The 13,761-nt window shown below is 53.0% G+C and carries 12 protein-coding genes and 2 pseudogenes; 9 read left to right on the top strand and 5 right to left on the bottom strand.

Translation table 11 applies throughout. From position 1 onward, the window contains the following. Positions 1–157 precede the first annotated feature (157 nt). A complete protein-coding gene (locus GEI7407_RS07250; RefSeq protein WP_015171489.1) occupies positions 158–1,459 on the bottom strand; it encodes an FGGY-family carbohydrate kinase in 1,302 nt (433 codons plus the stop codon). Positions 1,460–1,513: 54 nt separating this feature from the next. On the opposite strand from GEI7407_RS07250, the gene GEI7407_RS07255 reads away from it, so the two are divergent. Further along, positions 1,514–3,661 carry an S-layer homology domain-containing protein gene (locus GEI7407_RS07255; protein WP_015171490.1) on the top strand — a complete coding sequence of 716 codons (2,148 nt, stop codon included), beginning with the start codon at positions 1,514–1,516 and terminating at the stop codon, positions 3,659–3,661. A 348-nt stretch (positions 3,662–4,009) separates the two neighbouring features. Beyond that, a complete protein-coding gene (locus tag GEI7407_RS07260; protein WP_015171491.1) occupies positions 4,010–4,549 on the top strand; it encodes a DoxX family protein in 540 nt (179 codons plus the stop codon). A gap of 174 nt (positions 4,550–4,723) precedes the next feature. Here the strand turns inward: GEI7407_RS07260 and GEI7407_RS07265 are convergent, their stop codons facing one another. Then, positions 4,724–5,044: a hypothetical protein gene (locus tag GEI7407_RS07265; RefSeq protein WP_015171492.1), complete on the bottom strand. Its 321-nt coding sequence runs from the start codon at positions 5,042–5,044 to the stop codon at positions 4,724–4,726. 724 nt (positions 5,045–5,768) lie between these two features. Here GEI7407_RS07265 and GEI7407_RS20950 point away from each other — a divergent pair. The 5 genes and pseudogenes from GEI7407_RS20950 to GEI7407_RS21915 all read left to right on the top strand — a co-directional run bounded on the left by GEI7407_RS20950 (position 5,769) and on the right by GEI7407_RS21915 (position 8,758). Continuing rightward, complete coding sequence (locus GEI7407_RS20950) at positions 5,769–6,512, top strand: hypothetical protein (protein WP_015171493.1); 744 nt, start codon at positions 5,769–5,771, stop codon at positions 6,510–6,512. A gap of 13 nt (positions 6,513–6,525) precedes the next feature. Then, a complete protein-coding gene (locus GEI7407_RS20955; RefSeq protein ID WP_015171494.1) occupies positions 6,526–7,221 on the top strand; it encodes a hypothetical protein in 696 nt (231 codons plus the stop codon). A gap of 126 nt (positions 7,222–7,347) precedes the next feature. Further along, complete coding sequence (locus GEI7407_RS20960) at positions 7,348–7,827, top strand: tetratricopeptide repeat protein (RefSeq protein ID WP_150109730.1); 480 nt, start codon at positions 7,348–7,350, stop codon at positions 7,825–7,827. A gap of 372 nt (positions 7,828–8,199) precedes the next feature. After that, positions 8,200–8,424, top strand: a complete 225-nt coding sequence (locus GEI7407_RS19955) for a DUF433 domain-containing protein (RefSeq protein ID WP_015171495.1) — start codon at positions 8,200–8,202, stop codon at positions 8,422–8,424. After that, positions 8,421–8,758: pseudogene (locus GEI7407_RS21915) on the top strand (DUF5615 family PIN-like protein). Before GEI7407_RS19955 ends, GEI7407_RS21915 begins: the two are co-directional and overlap by 4 nt. Before the next feature lie 49 nt (positions 8,759–8,807). Here GEI7407_RS21915 and GEI7407_RS07285 read toward each other — a convergent pair. The 3 genes from GEI7407_RS07285 to GEI7407_RS07295 form a co-directional block, all read right to left on the bottom strand. Continuing rightward, positions 8,808–9,929 (bottom strand): hypothetical protein, encoded by a 1,122-nt coding sequence (locus GEI7407_RS07285; protein WP_015171496.1) that lies wholly within the window; start codon positions 9,927–9,929, stop codon positions 8,808–8,810. Between the two features lie 93 nt (positions 9,930–10,022). After that, a complete protein-coding gene (locus GEI7407_RS07290) occupies positions 10,023–10,883 on the bottom strand; it encodes a hypothetical protein (RefSeq protein WP_150109731.1) in 861 nt (286 codons plus the stop codon). Positions 10,884–11,021: 138 nt separating this feature from the next. Further along, positions 11,022–12,038 carry a histone deacetylase gene (locus tag GEI7407_RS07295; protein WP_015171498.1) on the bottom strand — a complete coding sequence of 339 codons (1,017 nt, stop codon included), beginning with the start codon at positions 12,036–12,038 and terminating at the stop codon, positions 11,022–11,024. A gap of 330 nt (positions 12,039–12,368) precedes the next feature. Here GEI7407_RS07295 and GEI7407_RS20965 point away from each other — a divergent pair, with 330 nt between their 5' ends. Together GEI7407_RS20965 and GEI7407_RS07305 are read left to right on the top strand one after the other, a co-directional pair. After that, positions 12,369–12,674, top strand: a complete 306-nt coding sequence (locus GEI7407_RS20965) for a hypothetical protein (protein WP_015171499.1) — start codon at positions 12,369–12,371, stop codon at positions 12,672–12,674. Between the two features lie 404 nt (positions 12,675–13,078). After that, a pseudogene (locus GEI7407_RS07305) lies at positions 13,079–13,573 on the top strand (diguanylate cyclase domain-containing protein); the annotation flags it as partial. Between the last annotated feature and the right edge of the window lie 188 nt (positions 13,574–13,761).

The following is a 13,761-nucleotide window of genomic DNA, read 5'->3' on the forward strand; positions in this document are numbered from 1 at the left end:
GTTTTGCGGCCTTTAGTGGTGCTTTCAGGGCATTTGCGCTGAGAAAGGCTGGAAATCACCGGATTAGACCGATCGCCGGTCAAAAAGGCTGCTAAAATCCGTAGATTTATTGGCAAATTCTGGCTAATTGAGCGACATTAAGACTTTTTTCAGTTCTTTATTCGCCCAAGCGCGTCTCTGCTCCCTCAGGCGCGCCCACAAGCCCCGCTGCAAGGCAGGCGGTCCCGTAGGCGGCTTCGGTGTGGGGCGAGGACCGCACCGGCACCCCCAAATAGCGCGATCGCATTTCGGTCCAGACTGCGTTGCGCGCACCGCCCCCCGCCGTGTACACCCGCTGGACGGGCGAGGCTCCGAGGGCGCTCAGCCGCTCGTAGGCGCTGGCTTCGATGCGAGCGATCCCCTCCAGCAGCCCCTGCAAAAACCGGCGATCGTCTGCGGGGCGGGGCGTCAGCCGGGGCAAAAGCCGGGGATCATTGTGGGGAAAGCGTTCCCCCGGCGCGAGCAGCGGGTAATAGTCTAGACCGCTGTCCTGGTGGGGATCGATCTGCTGGGACAACAATGTCAGGGTTTCATCATCAAAAAAATGGCGCAGCACGGCTCCCCCAGTGTTAGAAGCGCCCCCCACCAGCCAGCGATCGCCCAGGCGATGGCTATAGATGCCGTAGCGCGGATCGTCGACGCGGCGATCGCTCACCAGCTTGACCACCAGGGTGGAGCCCAGGGAGGTGACGGCCTCGCCCGGACGTTCAGCGCCGCTGGCCCAAAAGGCGGCGATGCTGTCGGTGGTGCCCGCGTAGATTTGGCACTGGGGCGGCAGGCCAAAGCCCTGGGCGATCGCGCCCTGGAGCGGACCGATGGGATCGCCGGGAGCCAAAACGTGAGGCAGCCGCAGCCCGGGCATGAGAGTGTCGAGGGCATCGGTGAGCCACTGGGGATAGGCCAGGGCCGCCACGTCGTAGCCCAGCTTCAGGGCGTTGTGGTAGTCGCTGATCCCCAGCCGTCCGTGGAGCCAGAAGCTCAGCCAGTCCGCCTGGTGCAGTAAATAGATCGACTTTGCGCCAGTTGTGAGGCCCTGGCGGCGCCACCACAGCAGCTTGGCCAGGGACGAGGTGGCGCTCAGGACAGTGTGGCCCGCTGGAGCGATCGCCCGCACGTGGTCAAGCACCGTTGCGCCTCGGCCATCGTTATATAGGATGGGAGCAGCCAAGGGCTGACCGGCCCCATCGCACAGCAAAACCGTCGAAGAGGTCCCATTGAGGGCGATCGCCGTGATTTGCTGGCGAATTTCTGGCGGAAGCTGCCCCAAAAGGTCAAATAAAGCGCTTTTCCAGCGCTCGGGGTCGGTGATAGCGGATCCGGTGAAGTGGCAGACGGCTTCTGCCCGGAGCGCGCCTGCCCCATCCAGGGCGATCGCCCGTGCCCCCGACGTCCCAAAATCAAACCCCAGCGCCAGCGCCATCCCGTTGTCTTCTCCGTTGCTCAGCTTTCACATCATCTCAAAGCGAGGCCTTCCATGGTCCAGTCTCCGTCCACCATCCTTTATGTCAATGGCCTGCGCGGCAGCGACAGCGCCCCCGGCACCGCCAGCGCTCCCCTAAAAACCGTGAGCCGCGCTCTGGCTCAGGCCCGCGCTGGCGCAGTGATTCGGGTTGCTCCGGGCACCTACCGCGCCAGCAGCGGCGAAACCTTTCCGCTGGGGGTGCCCGCTGGGGTGCAGGTGGTCGGCGACGAGGGCAGTCAGGGCAGCAGCGTGATCCTGGAGGGCAGCGGTCTCCGGCCCACCCTGGACGGAGACCAGCAAATCACTGTGCTGTTGGGCGATCGCAGCGAACTGCGCGGCGTCACGGTGATCAATCCCGCCACGAGCGGCACCGGCGTCTGGATCCAGGGCAACGACGCCCCCACCCTCGCCCACTGCACCCTCAAAAACTGCCAGCGCGAAGGAGTGGTTGTGACGGGCAATGCGCGCCCCTTAGTCCAGAACTGCGTTTTTGTGGCCAATGGCTCCTGCGGCCTGGCCATGGATCGCAACGCCAAGGGCGAGCTGCGGGAGAACCGCTTTCAAAATACGGGCTACGGCGCTTCCCTCAAGGCTGACGCCGCGCCGCTGCTGGTGGGCAACAGCTTCACCGAAAATCGCTCGGGCCTGGTGCTGGCCGGAGAAAGCCGCCCGGTCCTGCGCAACAACCGCTTTGAGAACAATCGCGAAGCGGGCCTCGTGGCGACCCAAATGGCCCTGCCAGATCTGGGCCAAGGCCAAGACCCCGGCGGCAATTTCTTTCGCGGCAACGGCGCGCTCGATCTGCACAATGCCACCACGCTGAACGTTTTGTCGGTGGGCAACCACCTCAACCCCACCCGCGTGAAGGGCAGCGTCGCCTTCGAGGCGAATCAGATTTTGGTGCCCAACCCCAGTCTGAGCCCGCTGCCAGCGCCGTCGTCGAGCCCCACCCCGGCCCCGAGCCCCACGACGCCACTGCCCACGGCGATCGCCTCTGGATTTAGCGATCTGCAAGGACACTGGGCGGCGGGGTTTGTCCAGGGCTTGGCGAGTCGGGGGTTGGTGAGCGGCTTTGAAGATGGCACCTTCCGGCCCAATGAGAAGCTGACCCGCGCCCAGTACGCGGCGCTGGTGTCTCAGGTGTTTGATCAGCCGCTGGTGCTGCCGGAGCCGAGCTTTGAGGATGTGGCGGCGGACTTTTGGGGGCGGGGGGCGATCGCCAAGGCCAGCCGAATGGGCTTTGTGTCGGGCTTTCCGGACAACACCTTTCGGCCCAACCAAAACCTGACCCGCGTCCAGGCTGTGGTCTCTCTGATCAGCGGTCTCAAGCTGACGGGCGGCTCTCCCAACTCGCTGCTGGTGTTTGACGATCGCGCCCAGATCCCCAGCTACGCCGCCGACGAGGTCGCCGCTGCCGTCGATCGCCGGATGGTGGTCAGCTATCCCAATGTGGCCCAGCTCGATCCCCTGCGAGACATCACCCGCGCCGAAGTCGTCGCCCTGGTCTACCAAAGCCTGGTGGTCCAGGGGCGGGTGCCAGCGCTTGCCTCTCCCTATATTGTCCAGCCGGACCCCGTCAGCCCCACCTTCAGCGACATCGAGGGGCACTGGGCGGCGGACTTCATTCGCGCTTTGGCGAGCCAGCGGCTGATCAGCGGCCTGCCCAACGGCACCTTCCAGCCCGAGAGCACCATGAGCCGAGCCCAGTATGCGGCCCTCTTGGCCAAGGCTCTCGACCCGGCGCCCCTGCGGCCCAGCCTTGAGTTTCAGGATGTGCCGGCGGATTTCTGGGCCTACGGGGCCATCGACCGAGCCTATCGCGGCGGCTTCCTGGCGGGGGTTTCGGAGAGCCGCTTTGCGCCGAACCGGACCCTGCCGAGGGTGCAGGTGATCGTGAGTCTGGCCAGCGGCCTGAATCTGCCGCCCGTTGAGGAGTCGGTGCTCGATCGCTTTGGCGATCGCGCCCAGATTCCTGGCTATGCCCGGGCTGCCGTCGCCGCCGCGACCCAGGGCCGCCTGGTGGTGAGCTATCCCAGCGCGGACCGGCTAAGCCCCAATCGAGACGCGACCCGCGCCGAGGTGGCGGCCATGGTCTACCAAGCGCTGGTCTATCAGGGCCGCCTAGGGGCGATCGCCTCTCCTCATATCGTCACCCCCTAATCTTTCTCGATCTTGATCCCCAGAGCCTGGGACTTGATCCCCAATTTGTTCTTGCTTTCTTCGAAATGCAGCAGAGCGGCCCGTAAACAGCCGTTTTGTTGCATTTTTTAATCAAAATCAACCAAACGCTAAAGCTTCTCACAATTTACTGTGCCCAAGACCCTCCCTGCGAGACAGCTAAAAAGACAGGAAACCTTGACACAGTCGCTGAGAAGCCCCGCATTTCTTCCAGAAAAACTTCTCATTTTTAGAGCATTTTATTTACCTTTTATTATGAGATTTAATGATTTTTGTTAAGATTATTAAATTGACAGGCGACCAATCCCCCTTGTTCTGGAGAGAAACGACATGGCACTCACTCAGCGTCTGAGCGGCTGGACTGCCCTCGCCCTGCAGCCCACCTTCGCCCCGAGCTATCTATCCCAAATCGGCTGGACTGTTTTGCGCCTCGTGGTGGGGATCATGATGATCCACAACGGCCTCGATAAACTTGGCAACATCGAAGGCTTTGCGGAAGCCTACGTGAAAGTCATCGGCTTGCCGTTTCCCATCTTTTTTAGCTATTGCGCTGCCTACACCGAGCTGATCGCAGCTCCTCTGCTGGCGCTGGGTTTCCTGACGCGACCGGCTGCGGCGGGCCTCTTTGGCACCATGCTGGTGGCGATGTACCACCATGTCCTGGTGGCGGGCTTCAGCATTCCGTATCTGGAGCTGTCGTCCATCTATGCGGCCTGCTTCCTGTTTTTCCTGATCAATGGCGCGGGCCTGTTCTCCGTTGACTCGCTCCTGAGCGGCTGGCTCAGCGCTGCGGTCCGCGACACCCAAGACAGCCAGCTCCGCTCTCTAGAAAAGTCCTATCAAACTTCGGAAGTGGTTTCTGAAAAATAGGATGGTGGTGCCGTCCCGGCTCGCTCGGATGCGCTGTTAGCAGCGACTTCAGAAAGACCTAGTTAAAACCCAAAACAAAGGGGTTGTCGATCACGCGGTGATGACAACCCCTTTTCTTGTAGTGACATTTGGGTCTGAAGGAAGCGGGCGATCGCCCTTTAACTTTGTCGTGAGTCAAAACTCTGCGTCGTGCCACAGGTGCTGATTGCTGCGGGAGCCGCTGCGGTGTTTCTGGACGGGGACAACGGTCAGGACATCCCGGTTGAGCAAAATTTTGATTTGGTGAGCGAGGCGCAGTTGAGCGATGGGCTCGACAAGAGAAGATTGAGCGGCGATCAGTGCGTTGGCTGTTTCGAGGTCGAAGCATCGAACGTTGAAGGTGCCCCACCAACGGGAAACCTTGCATCGGCGCAGGGGTTGCAGTTGCTGGAGCGGCTGCGGATCTTCCCGATAGAAGTCGAAAATAAGCTGAGTTAGCTGGGAATAGAGATTCATAGTAAAGGGTTCCGATAGCGGATCTAGCGCGGAGGCCAAACCGCACCAAGCTCGCGAAACGCCTGGCTGTTGGTTGCTACAGTTTCATTGAAGCGCATGTCTTTTGCCCGATGCTCGGGCCTGAAAAAAGACTTAATGGCTGTTAGCGGGACTTGATATATCGAAACGTTTGAAAAAGTCTAAAGACCTTGATGCCACAAGCTTTCTGGCGATCGCCCCACCCAAAATTGTGTAAAGATCTCGTACCAATTCTTAGGAAAAGTTAGGCCTAAAAAAGGGCGATCGCCCCCAGCACCCTATTCTCTATTCTCTAAGCTTAGGATGCAGTACCCAAAAAATTGACTTCCTAGGCTAATTGTTTCACTAACGCTTTCAGGCTCCGCGATAATTTCACGCACCTGATGATTTAGCAATTTCTTAGAACGTATTCAACTGTTAATTTAGATTATGTGTATGAAAATATGAAAATATCCTGAAAGATGCTTACTACTTAGTACAAACAATATACTATGAAAGAATAAGCTTATTAAGCTCTAATTCTTCAGTAACATGCGAACCTAATTCTGAATATTTGTTGATTTAGTTATCTTGGGAAAAACTTTTTTGTCTACCAATGACTTGTCTTTTAAAGATGCTAATTTTAACAAGGTTGAAATGACTGCCAGAGCGAATTTGTGATATATCTATTCGTAGTTAAGCTGTTTTTGTTTTAGAGGCTTTGCTTATGAAGTTTTCATTGCAAACAATAGCAATCATTTGTGGAATGCTAACTATAGATATCATGATGCCATTTAAAGTCTTATCGCAAACTCCAACTTGTCCCTCTTTTGGAGTTACTGCCCCAATGTCTCCGTTTCCTAAGAGCCAAGTTAACCAATTAGTTGGTGGTACACCACAAGATGCAGGAAGAAGATTTGAGGATTTTTCTCGAGGCTCATTATATTTTAACAGCAATCCACCAGTCCTAAATAATACAAGAGCATTTCAATCACCTGCACGACAGCAATTTGCTGGTATACCTAATGTAGTACCTGATGTTGTATTACCACTTCTAGTTGTAAATCCAAGTGGATCCCAAATCTTCGTTGATAGCGTGTTTGATGAAGTAAAGGCAGTGATAGGTACTCGCTTACCACCCAGTTATGAGAATCATCAAATTCGCGGGCACATAGATCATTTAGGCAATCTCAGCCCTGCTGGTGTTTCTACCTTGAGTGGATCAATACCAGAAATTACTTTTATTACTACGTCTGATATAAGCGCTATCAGTCAATTAACAATACAACTTGCTGCTAATGAGGGTGTAGCTGTTTGGCATGCGATAGGGTGTTATGAGAATGTTCCAGGTCGTACAAGAACTTATGCTCAGGTAAGTGGATCAATCCTGCTTAATCCATGGGTATACCTTTCGGGACTGTCAATTCCACTCTCTCCTCGCAATCCCGGAACTCCAGTGTTTTTTCCATAGGCCTATAATTTAAATGTCACTCTTTATTCGAAAGCCAGACAAAATTTCACTACAAGGAGCCAGAGGAGTTTGCAGCTATGACACTAATCTGAGAATTATGCTTGTTCAGGCATCAGTTAAATCAGTTGCTCAAGTTTTTATGTCATTAAAAAATATGAATATTTGGGAAAGTAATGTATACGGACGTGAAATTGAGATTAGGAGAGATAGTACCTTTGTTTTTCGATTAAAAGGACACCCTTGGAGCTTACTATATGTACCTTACTTTTCACTACAGGAGATCGATCCAACTAAACTTAGTATTCAAGAAGTAGAGGAAATACTATATTCTCCGTTAGAGTTAAAAATTAATTTATTAGAAGCAGATGCTCTAAGAATTTCAGAACTGTTACGTACTTGTGTGATTTTCTATTCAGCAAGCGATACATTTGGACTTACTGAATATTACATTTATAAAAATGGTGTACTAGAAGAAAGATTCTTCTTTCAAGAAGGATTATTAATTGAATTTCAATCTAATTATAGAAAAATTCAGGCTAAAAACATAAAGAATATATATAAATTTGTTGATGAATCTATCCGTAATAAAGACGCGTATATTCCCTCGATTGATGTTATGGAAAGCTTTAACATTGGAAAAAAAACTTTCTTGAAAATAGATGGATTGGCATCTGATCAAATTGAACAAATGGATTACATAGGACGATAACAAGGAAGGAAATTGTGAATGAAAACTGACTTCACAAACAGGCTTGAATAATTACAGAGATTGAAAATTAACTCTTGCTATTAAAGACACTGTGCCAATCATGAAAAGATGTAAGAGGCATACTAAATGAAGTCAAGATTAGTATTTATATCATTAGCAGTGACTCTAAGTTCTACACTTGCTATTTTCTATGCTGTAGCTAAAGCTCAAGAACAGCCAGGTTGCTTTATTATTAACTCGTCTGGGCAGGTGAGTGATTTAGGAAATCTATGTAATTCAAAGACTAGAGAAGGTGAAGATATGCCAAATAGATATGAAGAAGCTTTTCAGAACGCTCGTCAACTGGCTAAAGCAGGACAGTATCAGGCAGCAGTCGACGAGTATAGCCGAGCTATTGAACTTAATCCTGAAATGGTAGAGGCTTACTCTTTTCGTAGTGCTGCATTTGCTATGATACCCGGTCAAGAACAAAGAGGAATTGAGGATGCTCGTAAGGCTGCAGAGATTTTAAGAGCACGAGGAGATGAGGAGAGAGCTCGATGGATGGACGCACAGGCCGAATCTGTGCAAGGAGTGATTGAAGAGCGCAGAATGGGCATTGAGTGATGCAGCTTGCGTAGGTCGAATTGGGGCACGAAACTCAATATTCATCAACTTTAGCCAATACTAAGCAACTGCTACCTACAGGTATCAAACACAGGTTAATGATACGACACTCACATATACTGACCGTCAAGAGGTTATCGACTCTGATTCAAGGCTGCCAGCTGGTAATAGATACTGTTAATTTACTGAATTGTCTATAAAGTGTTGTCTGGAGCCTAATGCGTTTAAGTCTCAATGTTTAGACTTCGTTATTACAAATTTGTCATTACTCTAGAGTTCTACCTTTTCTAAGGCAGATAGACTGGCTATGGCTCCCTCTTCAGCGCTAGAAAATTCATTAACACTATTAAAATGTGTATTGAGTAATACGGTATGCAAAACCTACTTGAAAGAGTTACTGTCAATCCTCGCCAATGTGGTGGTCGTCCTTGTATTAGAGGAATGAGAATTCGCGTGTCAGATGTTCTAGATTTATTTGCAGTGGGTCTTAGTGCGGACGAAATTTTAGAAGAGATGCCTGATCTTGAAGCAGACGATCTAAAAGCATCACTTCTGTACGCTTCTCGCAAGCTGAACCACCCAGTTTTATTGGCATGACAATCTGGGTAGATGCACACCTGCCTCCGGCCATAGCAACTTGGATTACCAACACCTTAGGGGTCGAAGCAATAGCCTTACGCGAGCTTGGGTTAAGGGATGCCGAGATCTTGAAATCTTTGAAGCGGCTAAAGCTCAAGAGGCTATTGTGATGACCAAAGATAGTGACTTTGTCGATTTGGTGGATCGACTAGGTGCGCCGCCACAGATTATTTGGTTGACCTGTGGCAACACTTCCAATGCCAGACTGCGCGAAATTCTGAGCAAGACGTTACCTAAAGCTTTGGAACTCTTAGCTTCTGGCGAGACGCTAGTAGAAATCAGCGGAGACTAACTGTGCAGGCTGCGTTAGGAAAAACAGTGTATGGCGAAGGGTGAGTGAGCTACTGGTCTTCCTGCTCTGATAGGCTTTCTTCGATGGTTTTCCAGCCGGTAGCGGTACATGCGCCGGGTTCGTTTTGGGGGAGGCTGCACCAATAGTTTTGGCCGTCGAAGATCACGCCGTCGGCGATCGAGGTGAGGTCCTCGATCGGCTGCCAGTCCTGTTGACCCATCTCGTCGTAATATCGATAGCGATCGCCCGCAACTTCTAGCCCCTGGCCCGTGCTTCCTACACCATAGAAGCCGTCCGCGATCGCAGGTCCTGAAGGTTCATAAAGCTCAGATTCACAGAATGTTTCCTCTCCGGTGCAGTTCTGAGCAAGCTCGCCATCGGCTCTGAGACGATAGATTTTGCCTTCTTTGAACAAAAGACCCGTTTGATCGGGAAGAATGATGGGATTCGAGAAGACGCCTTGATACTCGACCAAACTGCTCATCGTGCCGTGGCGTTCAATTGTGGTCGTACCATCCTGCTCAATGGTGACAGATTGCCCCGTACCATTCCCCCCATAAAAATTGAAATATCGAGTGCCGTAAAAAGGCGGGCCGTCAGGAAAATCCTCTATATTTCCTGATTCGGGGGTGGTCCCTTGGACCAGAGACCAGCGCCAGAGAAACCGCTCTCGATTGTTGCCAGAGCCATTCTGAATCGTAGAAATGATCAGCATTTGGCCGCCCTCATTGATAAATTCAAAGCGGCAAGGCCCTAGACCTGTTCCGGCGCAGTCTTTAACTTCTTCATAGCCGAGGTCCAGCAGCTCTCGGACCGTCGCGTCATTCCGATTGGGCTCGTCGCCCTCGAAATGCGTTCGCCATCCCAGGTCGAGCAGGTAGTTCCGCACTTCTTCGTAAGGCATCCCTTCCTTGAGCCCAAGCCGATCTAGATCGCGCTGAAAGGCTTCGCTGGGACTGAGTTCTGCGACGGTTGTTGCTGGGGAACGAGTAGATTGGCGCTGGGCGATCGCCTCCGATTTGTCCGCTGCCTTGGCCTTCACGCTGGCCTTCGCGTCAGGCGGCCTTTGGGAACTAGCGCTGCTCGCACATCCGGCGATCGCGAGACTCGCCAAGCTCAACAAAACTGCTCCGGCAAAACGAGCGGAAAAGCGTGCAGAAATTCTCAACATTTTGGACTCCTTTTAAGGATGAGGAAGCGCTGATGAAAGCTAGATTTAGTCAGCGCTTCCGAATGACTTTGGCTAGATCGCTTGGACGGTTTCTTATTGCTCAGAAAACATCACTGACTTCATCAAATCTGAAGCAACGCCAGTTTCCACATAGCTGGCATACTCTTGCAGCAGCGTTGGGGTAACGACAAGGTCGTTACCCCAGCGAGATTCCCAATCGGGATTCGCCTCGTAGATGTCGGCTAGCTGCCTTAGGCCGCCGATCAGCTCCGAGCGCATGTCATCCGGCAGGCCGAGGAACATCTGGCCCAAGGCTTCTGGATCGCGGGCGTCTACTGTTGGCTGGTCGCGGAAGCTGAGGCTGATGAGCAGGCCCACGTAGTTTTCGTAGGGCTCGGGAGAAGCGGGCTGCGTGGCCAGGACTTGGCGGTAGAGCTCGAGGGATTGCTCGGGGCCGCTGTAGTCCTCGATTAGGCGGTTGGCGATCGCCCAGTTTTTCTCAGTCTCTGAGCCGAGCCGAGCCGTGACCTTGCAGCCGTGGGAGGCGGGGTCTGCCAGGGGCTGGTCCATGGGAGCTGAGCCTGTGTCGCCCAGGGAAAATCGCCGCAGCGGCATCAGCTGATATTGGAAGTCTCCGGACTCCTCAATCTCGATCACGAGGCTCTCGCTGTTGGGCGTGGGGCGGATCGTGCTGCCCACTGGGCTAAAGCGACCGCCGTCAACCATCTCTGGATAGCAGGCCTGGCGCTCGCCCGGTGGGGTCTCCAGGGTGAGGACGACGATGTCTCCCGCCGAGGCCGAGAAGGTGTGCCGCCCCTCCCTGTCGGGCTCAGTGGACGCCTCAAAGCTGACCAAGGCCGGTGGGGTAAGACTGAGGCCCGGAAAGGGCGTCGCGGCGATCGCCGGCAGCACAAAGGCCAGAGACAAAAGCCCCAGTTTGGAAACTGACGTCATAGATTGGTGCATCCTTGGAGTCCAAAAAGTGCGCAAGAGAAGGAACAAAACGGAAGACAACGGGTTTTTTGAAGTCTTCGGCGTCCCATAGCAAGATTCCGCAAAGGGGCAAAAAGTGCCGCTGAAAGCAGCCCAGATCTAGGCGTAGGTAGCCAGGGTGTGCAAATGGGCGATCGCCGCTGAGACCGTCACCGGCAGGTTGTAGCCGCCGCCGTGGCACGAGAGCACCGGACAGCCCGATCGCCGCGCCAGCTCCAGCGCCATCTGGGTGAGCCGACAAAAATCGTCGTTGCTCCAGCCCGTTGTTTGGGCGCCGCAGTCGTCTTTGTGGGAGTCGTAGCCCGAAAAAATCGCGATCAGGTCCGGACTCCAGGGCACCTCTTCCAGGGCCTGCTGAAACACCTGGAGGCTTTCCCGCCCTAAATAGAACGCTCCTGTAATCCCCTCTTCCTCGAAGACCTCTACCGGAAACCCCTCCGACACGACCGGAATATTGCAGTGACCGACCTCTTTTGCCGTCGTCGTGGTGCCAGCTTTTAGGTCGGAGGCTTTGGTCATGTAGAGATCAAAGGCGCTGTGAATACTAATGCAGTAAACCGTCGCGTCATGGCTAAAAATTTCCTGCGTCCCATCCCCGTGGTGAATGTCCCAGTCCAGGATCAAAACGTTGCTAAATCCCTGGGTCTGGGCGTAGCGAACTGCCGCCGCGAGGGGATTGAGCAGACAGTATCCATGGCCCCAGTTTCGATGGGCGTGATGGCCCACCATGCTAAAGCAGTAGGCCCGCTCTAGATACCCCTCTTTCATCTGATCGATCGCCTCCATCATGCTCCCCAAACCGTAGAGGTAGCCCGGTAAACAGTGCTCTAGGCCCTCACACTCGATGCTCAGCGGCGGCAACCCTAAGCTGACCGCATCCAGGGGTTGTCCTAACGCTTTTTTGGCCAGTTTATGCAGGTAAGCCTGACTGTGAACCCGTAAATAATCGGCGATTCGAGCTTTGCGTAAAGGCAGCTCGGTGTTATCTGAAAATGACTGCTTAATGGCTTGCCGAACTTGGTTGTAGTAAGTAAAAGAATACTTTGTGAAAGAAATTTCTTGAAATGGCTTTGATGTGAGAAATGCTTGAGGGTGAAAAGAAGTAGCAAGCTTCATTAATGCTCCCTCAAGGATAGTTTTGCTTAATCAAGAGATTGATGGTTTCTAAGCTGTGTTGTCTGAATATGTTAACCTCGCTAGCCTATCTGTTGGCTTGAGGGACTTCTTTCTTTTGATTTCAGATTTCCCAGTCCGCAGACAAGATTTACGCGGCTTGGAACCAGGAACAGTGCAACCGAATTGCAAACAAAAGGGCCTTAATTCTAAGTTCTGTAATGCGATCGCAGCTGTTAGAGAACGACCAGCTAGATTAGTGAACATCTACACAATCTGGGTTCCAATCAGCCGATTGATCCCAGTAGGTTTGAACCAATAGGAGATATCCCTATGGATGGGCAGTTGTCTCACGCGATGTTGCCGCAGCCGACCCATGATGAACTGGCGCGACAGCAGTTTGTCCACAGCCTCAAGCAGTATGTAGCGACTCGCGTTTCTCCGGGTAATCGCGCCATTTATGAGCAGCGCCTCAAGCCAAAGTTTGAGCAGGAGCACCAGCGATCGCCTGAAACGCGCCACGAAGTGCGACAGCTAGGCAATGAACGACCCCTTGCAACCATAGGCTTACCCATCTGCCCAATCGTATGCTACTGGGCGATCGCCTGCACCAGGCCATGGCCCAGGTCGAGCGGTTAGCCAAAGCAGCAGAAGCCTCACGCCATAATCTTTGATTTGGCGTTGAGATGAATGCGAACGAACGAACGACACTCCTCTGACCTATGCCGCAGGTCCGAGCAGGGGAGATGGAGAAAACGAGCAAATCTCTCATGATGCAAAACGGGTGTGAGATAATCAGGCTAAGGGTTTGAGCTAATCGCCGCCCTGAAACTTGAACCTTGACAACCTGGAATATGGGGTTCTGCCTAGAAACAGACGATTCGTTGTCGCATCTGTGGGCAGGTAAAATTCCAGCAGTACCAAGGAGAGAACAACACTCTTTGTATTGTTCCGGTGCGGTGGGGCATCCCGTATCGTCAATAAAGCTCAGGAAACGCCCGATGGGATACCAGGGGTCACTGAGAAGCCTACGCTGCATACGTCAGTATCAGCGTAGGAGTATGTCACGACAGCAACTAGCCCTGGTTTATCTTGATCTGGACGGCTTCAAGGCAATTAACGATACCTATGGTCATGAAGCCGGTGACCAATTGCTGGTGACTGTCGCCCAGCGCATGAAACAGACTCTGCGCGAAGGGGATACCATTACTCGTTTGGGGGGCGACGAGTTTGTTGCGGTACTGCTCAATTGCAACCAAGGCTCCAGTGCTGCCAGTTTTCAGCGTTTGCTGGAGGCAGCATCCCAGCCCGTGCAGTTAAACGGATCGGTCATGCATGTCTCCGCTAGCTTGGGGGTGACCTTTTACCCGCAGGCTAACTGCGTGGATACTGAGCAACTCTTGAACCAAGCCGATCAAGCCATGTACCAGGCTAAACTGAGTGGCAAAAATCGTTATTACATCTTCAAACAAGATGGCATAGACATTGCCGCCCCTCTTCTTCAGATCTCTGTCCCCCAATCTTGGGCTAACGACTAATGGGTAGACCAAGGTTTTCCTGTATAGCTTTGAATACTGACAGATAAGCTTTTAGCTGCGCCCCCACCAATCACTCAAGCCGCATAAGATCGAGCTGAACCGCAACGCCGATTTGCGATCGCCGTGCGGTTAACAACAGGTTATGTTGTCCGCTATAGTGTCCCCAAGCACTAACATTTGATGTCAAT

This window comes from Geitlerinema sp. PCC 7407 (assembly GCF_000317045.1).
In the GTDB taxonomy this organism is placed as follows: Bacteria; Cyanobacteriota; Cyanobacteriia; order PCC-7407; family PCC-7407; genus PCC-7407.